The sequence below is a fragment of the Pseudomonas sp. GW822-FHT04H02 genome (assembly GCF_058800645.1).
In genome coordinates, this window is the sequence record NZ_JBXAMM010000001.1 from 319,589 (window position 1) to 326,997 (window position 7,409).

Sequence of the window (7,409 nt, forward strand, 5' to 3'; positions counted from 1 at the left end):
GCTGGCCGCGTCGAGTGGCCGATACCCCCTGGATCGCGGGGCCTCAAGGGCATTGTTACGGCTTGGGCAAGACTCTCTTGAGCCGTGCGGGTTTGTACCGGGGCGGCGGTGGGCATAAGCTTTCAGCCTTTTTTCGCCATAGCTCGTGTTGTTTCGCGCTCAGCCTTAGGAAAAATCATGTCCAGCCAGTTCCCAGAAGCCCGTCCGCGTCGCCTGCGTCGCTCCGAACAACTGCGCAGCCTGTTCCAGGAAACCGAATTCACCCTCAACGACCTGGTGCTGCCGATTTTCGTCGAGGAAGAAATCGACGATTTCGTGCCGATCAAGAGCATGCCCGGGGTGATGCGCATTCCCGAATCCAGGCTGGCCGGCGAGATCGAGCGTTACGCCCGCGCCGGGATCAAGTCGGTGATGACCTTCGGCGTCTCCCACCACCTGGACTGCGACGGCAGCGATACCTGGAAGGAAAACGGCCTGGTGTCGCGCATGTCGCGCATCGCCAAGGATGCGGTGCCGGAGATGATCGTGATGTCCGACACCTGCTTCTGCGAATACACCGATCACGGCCACTGCGGGGTCATGCACGGCCATGAAGTGGACAACGACCAGACCCTGCTCAACCTCGGCAAGCAGGCGGTGGCCGCGGCCCGTGCCGGCGCCGATGTGATCGCGCCGTCGGCGGCCATGGACGGTCAGGTCCAGGCCATCCGCCGCGCCCTGGATGCCGCCGGCTTCACCCAGACGCCGATCATGGCCTATTCCACCAAGTTCGCCTCGGCGCTCTATGGCCCGTTCCGTGAAGCCGGCGGCAGCGCGCTCAAGGGCGATCGCAAGAGCTACCAGATGAACCCGATGAACCGCCGCGAAGCGGTGCGCGAGTCCTTGCTGGACGAGCAGGAAGGCGCCGACTCGCTGATGGTCAAGCCCGCCGGGGCCTACCTGGACATCATCCGCGACATCCGCGAGGCCTCGCGCCTGCCGGTGGCGGCGTACCAGGTCAGCGGCGAGTACGCGATGATCAAGTTCGGCGCCCAGGCCGGCGCCATCGACGAGCAGCGAGTGGTGCGCGAAACCCTGGGTTCGATCAAGCGCGCCGGCGCCGATCTGATCTTCACCTACTTCGCCATGGACCTGGCCCTGGCCGGGATCTGATTAGGCCCCGCAGTACTGCCACGAACGTCGCCCGGCGTTCGTGGCTATTGCCAAGACTTCCGCCTCTACATGACAATGCGATTCATTATCAAATATGAATCCTTACTGTCATGCCCGCCGACGACTTATCCCTGCGCTGTGCCGTCACCGACCTCTACACCCATCACCATGGCTGGCTGCAGGGCTGGTTGCGCCAGCGCCTGGGCAACGCCTTCGATGCCGCCGACCTGGCCCAGGACACCTTCGTGCGGGTGCTCAAGGCGCGCAATGCAGTGGAGATCCGTGAGCCGCGGCCCTACCTGTCGCGCATTGCCCGGGGCCTGCTGATCGATCTGTTTCGCCGGCGTTCCCTGGAGCAGGCCTACCTCGAAGCCCTGGCCCTGGTGCCCGAGGGCGAGCATCCGTCGCCGGAGGAGCAGAGCGCGCTGTTCCAGGCGCTGATGGAAATCGACCGGCTGCTGGATGGCCTGGGGCCCAAGGTGAAACAGGCTTTCCTGCTGTCCCAGTGCGACGGCCTGACCTACGAGCAGATCGCCGAGCGCCTGCAGATTTCCGTGCGCAGCGTGAGCAACTACATGGCCAAGGCCATGGAGCATTGCTGCCTGATGCAGATGCGGATGCAGCTGTCATGAGTTTCGCCGGCCTGCAACTGAGCGTCGGCGAGCGCCAGGCCATCAGCGGAGCGGCACGCTGGTACGCGCAACTGCGCTCCGGCAGCGCCAGCGAGCAGGAGCAGGCCGCCTGGCGCGAATGGCTGGCCGCCGACCCCTTGCACCGCCAGGCGTGGGAACGCATGCAGCAACTGGGCGAGCAGATGTCGGCACTGCCCGGCGGCCTGGCCGGTTCCACCTTGCGCGGGGCAGGGCGCTCGCGCCGCGAGCTGATGCGCAACCTGGTGGTGCTGGCCTCGGCCGGTTCCCTGGGCTGGCTGGGCTGGCGCAGCGACAGCGCCCAGCAACTGCTGGCGGACTACCGGACCCAGATCGGCGAGCGCCGGCAAGTGCGCCTGGCGGACGGCACTTCGCTGCTGCTCAATACCAACACCTCGATCAACGTGCAGTTCGACAGTCAGCAACGCAAGGTGCAGCTGTTGTGGGGCGAGATGCTGGTCAGCACCGCTGCCGATCCCTTGCAGCGGCCGTTCCGGGTCTTCACCCGGGACGCCGAGGTGCTGGCCCTGGGCACTCGCTTCGTGCTGCGCAGCGATGAGCGTGAGGAGCAGGTGGCGGTGCTGGAGCACGCGGTGCAGGTCAGCCTGGGCGCAGGCCTTGCGCCGCGTCGGGTCGAGGCCGGCCAGCAACTGGCGTTCAGCGCCGGGGGCTTTGCCGCGCTGCGGCCCAACGATGCCGCGGTGGGTGCCTGGCGCCAGGGCAGCATCATCGCCATCGACCGGCCCCTGGGGGAATTGCTGGCCGACCTGTCGCGCTACCGCCGCGGGGTTGTGCAGTGCGATCCGCAGATTGCCGGGCTGAAGATCTCCGGGGCCTTCCCCATCGATGACACCGACCGCGCCCTGGCGGCGCTGGAAAGCGGTTTCTCCCTGCAGATCAAGCGCTACACCCGCTACTGGGTACGGGTTTCCGATAGCCGCGTGGGTTGAATCCGCGGGGCGAAAAAAAAATTCAAGGGCCTTTGCATGTTTGCCCCTCCTGGTCCGGCTTATCCCCCAGTGGATTCATTTTCGTTAGCGGGGAAGGCAAAGCATGTCTGATGTTCACAAGTCGAAGTTGGCCCAGGCGATCAAGGTCGGGCTCTGGGGCGCACTGGCGGTCTACGGGGCGGCACTGCTGCCGTTGACCGCAGTGGCGGCCAGCGAACAGACCGCGGTACGCCGCTTCGATATTGCCGCCGGTGACCTGACCGAGGTGCTGAGCCGTTACGCCAGCGCTGCCGGCGCGGCCATTTCCTTCGATGCCCGGCAGACCGCCGGCCTGCGTTCGGCGGGGCTCAAGGGTGAATACGGGGTACAGGAAGGCTTTGCGCGGATTCTCGCCGGCAGCGGCTGGCAGGCCGAGCCACAGAGCAACGGCAGCTTCGTGCTGCGCCCCGTGCCCCAGGGCAGCGGCGCTCTGGAGCTGGGCACCACCCAGGTGCAGGGCCAGGAACTGGGGGCCACCACCGAGTATTCCGGTTCCTACACCACCGGCGCGGTCACCATCGGCAAGGGCCAGCACTCGCTCAAGGAAACCCCGCAGTCGGTGACCGTGATCACCCGCAAGATGCTCGATGACCAGAACCTCAACACCATTGACCAGGTGATGGAGAAGACCCCGGGCATCACCCTTTACGACTCGCCCATGGGCGGCAAGTATTTCTACTCCCGGGGCTTTCGCATGACCGGCCAGTACCAGTACGACGGCGTGCCCCTGGACATGGGTAGCAGCTACGTACAGGCCGACAGCTTCAGCAGCGACATGGCCTTCTATGACCGGGTGGAGATCCTGCGCGGCGCTGCCGGCATGCTCAAGGGCGCGGGCGGCACTGCCGGCTCGGTGAACTTCGTGCGCAAGCGCGGCCAGGCCACGCCGCACACCGAACTGACGATGTCCGCCGGCAGCTGGGACAACTACCGGGCCCAGGTGGACACCGGCGGGCCGTTGAACGATGCCGGTACCGTCCGCGGCCGGGCGGTGGTGACCCAGCAGACCCGGCAGTACTTCTACGACCTGGGCGATCGCAAGGACCAGGTCTACTACGGCGCCCTGGATTTCGACCTCAGCGACGCCACCACCCTGGGCCTGGGCATGGCCTATGAAGACGTCGACTCGCGCCCGTGCTGGGGCGGCCTGCCGCGCTACAGCGACGGCAGCGACCTCAAGCTGGGCCGTTCCACCTGCCTGAACACCGCCTGGAACAACTCGCGCAGCAAGCGCGCGACCTATTTCGCCGACCTGCGCCAGCAACTCAACGACGACTGGGCGCTGAAGGTGGCCGGGGTCTACACCCGCAATACCCAGGATATCGAGTACGCCTTCCCCAGCGGTTCGGTGCCGGTGGGGGCCAGCCGTTCCAGCACCCTGATGCTGGGCAGCATCTACGACTACGACCAGGTGGACTACGGCTTCGATGCCTATGTCGACGGGCACTTCCAGGCCTTTGGCCAGGAGCACGAGCTGACCTTCGGCGCCAACGCCAGCCGCTCGATCAAGGACGACTTCTACGCCGTGGCCGGCTTGCCCCAGCGGCAGAATGTGCTGGACCCCGATCACCACCTGCCCAAGCCCGACGACAGCTACTACGAAAGCAATTCCACCCGGGGCGGCCCCACTGATCTGCGGATCCAGCAGCAAGGGTTGTATTCCACTGTGCGCCTGAAGCTGGCCGACCCGCTGACCCTGGTCATGGGCAGCCGGGTCAGCTGGTACAAGTCGCAGAACGATTCGGTGGCCTACTGGCGCGATACGCGCACGCCCAGCAGTGCCCGATCCAAGGAAACCGGCGAGGTCACGCCGTTCGCCGGGGTGCTGTACGACCTCAACGACAACCTCACGGCCTACGCCAGCTACTCCAGCATCTTCACCCCCCAGGGCAGCTATCGGACTCTGGACGGCGCCTCCCTCAAGCCGCTGGTGGGCAAGAGCTACGAGCTGGGGATCAAGGGCGAGTGGTTCGATGGCCGCCTCAACAGCGCCTTCAGCCTGTTCCGCACCATCCAGCAGGACGCGCAGCAGGACGACCCGGCCTGCCCGGACAGTACCTGCTCGCTGAACTCGGGCAAGGTCCGCGCCCAGGGCTTTGAAGCGGAGCTCAGCGGTGAGGTGATCGAACGCCTGCAAGTGCTGGCCGGCTACACCTACACCCAGACCAAGACCCTGGAGGATGCCAACAGCGCCAACAACGGCTTGCCGTTCACCACCTACGTGCCGCGCCACCTGCTGCGGGTCTGGGGCGACTATCAGCTGGGAGGTGCCCTGGAGCGCTTCACCGTGGGGGCCGGGGTCAACGCCCAGAGTGACAACTACCGAGTCTCGCCCACCAGCGGCAACCACATCCGCCAGGCCGGCTATGCGATCTGGAACGGCCGCATCGGTTACCGCATCGACGACACCTGGTCCCTGGCGCTGAACGGCAACAACCTGCTGGACAAGCGCTACTACACCACCATCGGCACCGAAGGCTTCGGCAATTTCTACGGTGACCCGCGCAACCTCACCCTGTCGGTCAAGGCCGACTTCTAAGGCCTGGTGGCGGCCGCGCAGGCCTTCTGCACGGCCGCTTCAGGCTTTGGGAGCCCGGCGTCGAGCAAGGCCATGAAACGCTGCAGCTGTGGCGAAGGGTTGTCCCGGTGCCAGTTCATGTACAGCCCGATGCTTGGCCCTGGCTGCGTGCCCATGGCCCGCAGCGGGCGGTAGGCGACGCTGCCCTGCAGCACCGCATCGGCCATCGAGCGGGGCACCAGGGCCACGCCGAAACCGCAGCCCACCAGGCCCAGCTGGGTCTGGACCCGGGCCACTTCCTGGACCACCTTCGGGGTGAACCCGGCCGCGCTGCACAGCGCCATCAACTGGTTGTGGTAGCCGCTGCCCAGGGCCTGGGGCGTGAACACGAAGTCGTCGTTGGCCAGCTCCCGCAGGTCCACCTCTGGCGCCTGGGCCTGGGGGTGGTCGTGGGGCAGGGCGATGACGATCGGCTCATCGAGGATCAGGCGCGAGGCTATCTGCCCTTCGGGCAGCGGCAGCTCACGCATGAACGCCAGGTCGATGTCGCCGCCGAGCAGGCCCTTGAGCTGCTCGGCCGAAGGCAGTTCCCGCAGTTCCAGGCGCACCTCGGGCAAGGCCTGGCGAAAGCCCCGCAGGCTGGCGAGCAAGCTCGGGTAGCCGGCCAGTGACAGGCTACTGACGCGCAGGCTGCCGGCCAGGCCCTGGGCAATATGGCGCGCCTGCTCGATGCCCTGTTCCAGGGTAGCCAGGGTGCGCCGGGCGCTGTGCAGAAAATCCGCCCCGGCCGGGGTCAGGGCCACGCCTCGACGATTGCGCCGCAGGAGGCTGAAACCGAGTTTTTCCTCCAGGCGGGCGATGGCCTGGCTCAGGGGCGGCTGGGCCATGTGCAGGCGCGTGGCGGCCTTGTGAAAGTGCAGTTCTTCGGCGACGGCGATGAACTGGCGCAACAGGCGCGTTTCGATCATGGCGATGCTTCCTGGCTGGGGGCTTTGGGACTGTAAACCCCAAGGCTCATGGTTTCACAGCGAATTCATTGATATCAAAAACCTCTCACAGAACCTGGAATTTAGTATTAAGTCACTGATTTTCATGCTGTTACCCTGGAATTCACACAGGAGGGAAGAGCATGGATTTCAGCGGCAGAACGGCGATTGTCACCGGCGCCGGGCGCGGCCTGGGCTTGAGTTATGCACGGGCCCTGGCCCGTCGTGGTGCCCAGGTGGTGATCAGCGATTGCGGGAGTGACGGCAGCGGTAGCGGGGCGGATGACAGTGTCGCCCATGATGCGGTGCGGGCCTTGCGGGCCAGCGGTGCCAGGGCGCTGGCCGACACCGCCGACCTGGGCACCGAGGCCGGTTGCCAGGGGCTGGTGCAGCGCACCCTGGAGGCCTTTGGCAGCCTGGATATCCTGATTCACAACGCCGGCTGGGTTGGCTACCAGGCGCTGGAGCAGACCGACGCCGGGTTTCTCGAGCGCATGCTGGGGATCAACCTGTATGCGCCCATCTGGCTGGCCAGGCATGCCTGGCCCCATCTGCGGCAGTCCGCCGCACCGCGGCTGCTGTTGACCACCTCCGACCGTGCGCTGTACCCGGAATATGCCCAGCCGGGGCTGCTGGCCTACTGCGCGGGCAAGATGGCCCAGGTCGGGATCATGAATGCCCTGGGCCAGGAAGGGGCGGAGCACGGGATCCGGGTCAACGCGGTGTCGCCGGTGGCCAAGACCCGCATGTGGGGCGTCAGCGAGGAGCCGCCGGAACTCAAGCCGGACTGGGTGACGCCGGGGGTGCTGTTTCTGGTCAGCGAGCAGTGCCAGGACAGCGGCTACATCCTGCGGGCCAGCAATGGCCAGTTCAGTGCCTGGCGCCCCCAGGAGGCCCCCGGTGTGGATTACCCCCGGGACCTGAAGCGGATCGCGGCGGCCACGCCGGAGCAGTTCGCCCGGCGCTGGGGGCAGATCAAGCAGCCTTTCATCGGGGCTTGAGGGAGGGGGCGGCGCTCTGCGGGGAGATCTCCCGTTCGCGGAAGTAGCGCTCCAGCACGCGCGGGTCGGGCGAGCGCTCGGACAAGGTCAAACAGGGGTTCCGGAGCAGAAGG

Annotated in this window: 6 protein-coding genes; 5 read left to right on the forward strand and 1 reads right to left on the reverse strand. The window is 66.4% G+C overall.

What is annotated here, in order from left to right; translation table 11 throughout:
* Positions 1–177 precede the first annotated feature (177 nt).
* The 4 genes from hemB (at position 178) to AC1RMG_RS01595 (ending at position 5,330) form a co-directional block, all read left to right on the forward strand.
* Entirely contained in the window at positions 178–1,152 is a 975-nt protein-coding gene (gene hemB, locus AC1RMG_RS01580) for a porphobilinogen synthase (protein ID WP_015635078.1), read from the forward strand.
* Between the two features lie 110 nt (positions 1,153–1,262).
* Complete coding sequence (locus tag AC1RMG_RS01585; protein ID WP_492618268.1) at positions 1,263–1,784, forward strand: sigma-70 family RNA polymerase sigma factor; 522 nt, start codon at positions 1,263–1,265, stop codon at positions 1,782–1,784.
* Positions 1,781–2,752, forward strand: a complete 972-nt coding sequence (locus AC1RMG_RS01590) for a FecR family protein (RefSeq protein ID WP_065363575.1) — start codon at positions 1,781–1,783, stop codon at positions 2,750–2,752. Before AC1RMG_RS01585 ends, AC1RMG_RS01590 begins: the two co-directional genes overlap by 4 nt.
* Before the next feature lie 103 nt (positions 2,753–2,855).
* The gene (locus AC1RMG_RS01595; protein WP_019094193.1) at positions 2,856–5,330 is read left to right on the forward strand and encodes a TonB-dependent siderophore receptor; all 2,475 of its coding nucleotides are present in this window, start codon (positions 2,856–2,858) and stop codon (positions 5,328–5,330) included.
* Here AC1RMG_RS01595 and AC1RMG_RS01600 read toward each other — a convergent pair.
* The gene (locus tag AC1RMG_RS01600) at positions 5,327–6,277 is read right to left on the reverse strand and encodes a LysR family transcriptional regulator (RefSeq protein WP_493168101.1); all 951 of its coding nucleotides are present in this window, start codon (positions 6,275–6,277) and stop codon (positions 5,327–5,329) included. The genes AC1RMG_RS01595 and AC1RMG_RS01600 overlap by 4 nt on opposite strands.
* A gap of 161 nt (positions 6,278–6,438) precedes the next feature.
* Here AC1RMG_RS01600 and AC1RMG_RS01605 point away from each other — a divergent pair, with 161 nt between their 5' ends.
* Positions 6,439–7,296: an SDR family NAD(P)-dependent oxidoreductase gene (locus AC1RMG_RS01605; RefSeq protein WP_015635082.1), complete on the forward strand. Its 858-nt coding sequence runs from the start codon at positions 6,439–6,441 to the stop codon at positions 7,294–7,296.
* Positions 7,297–7,409: the final 113 nt, after the last annotated feature.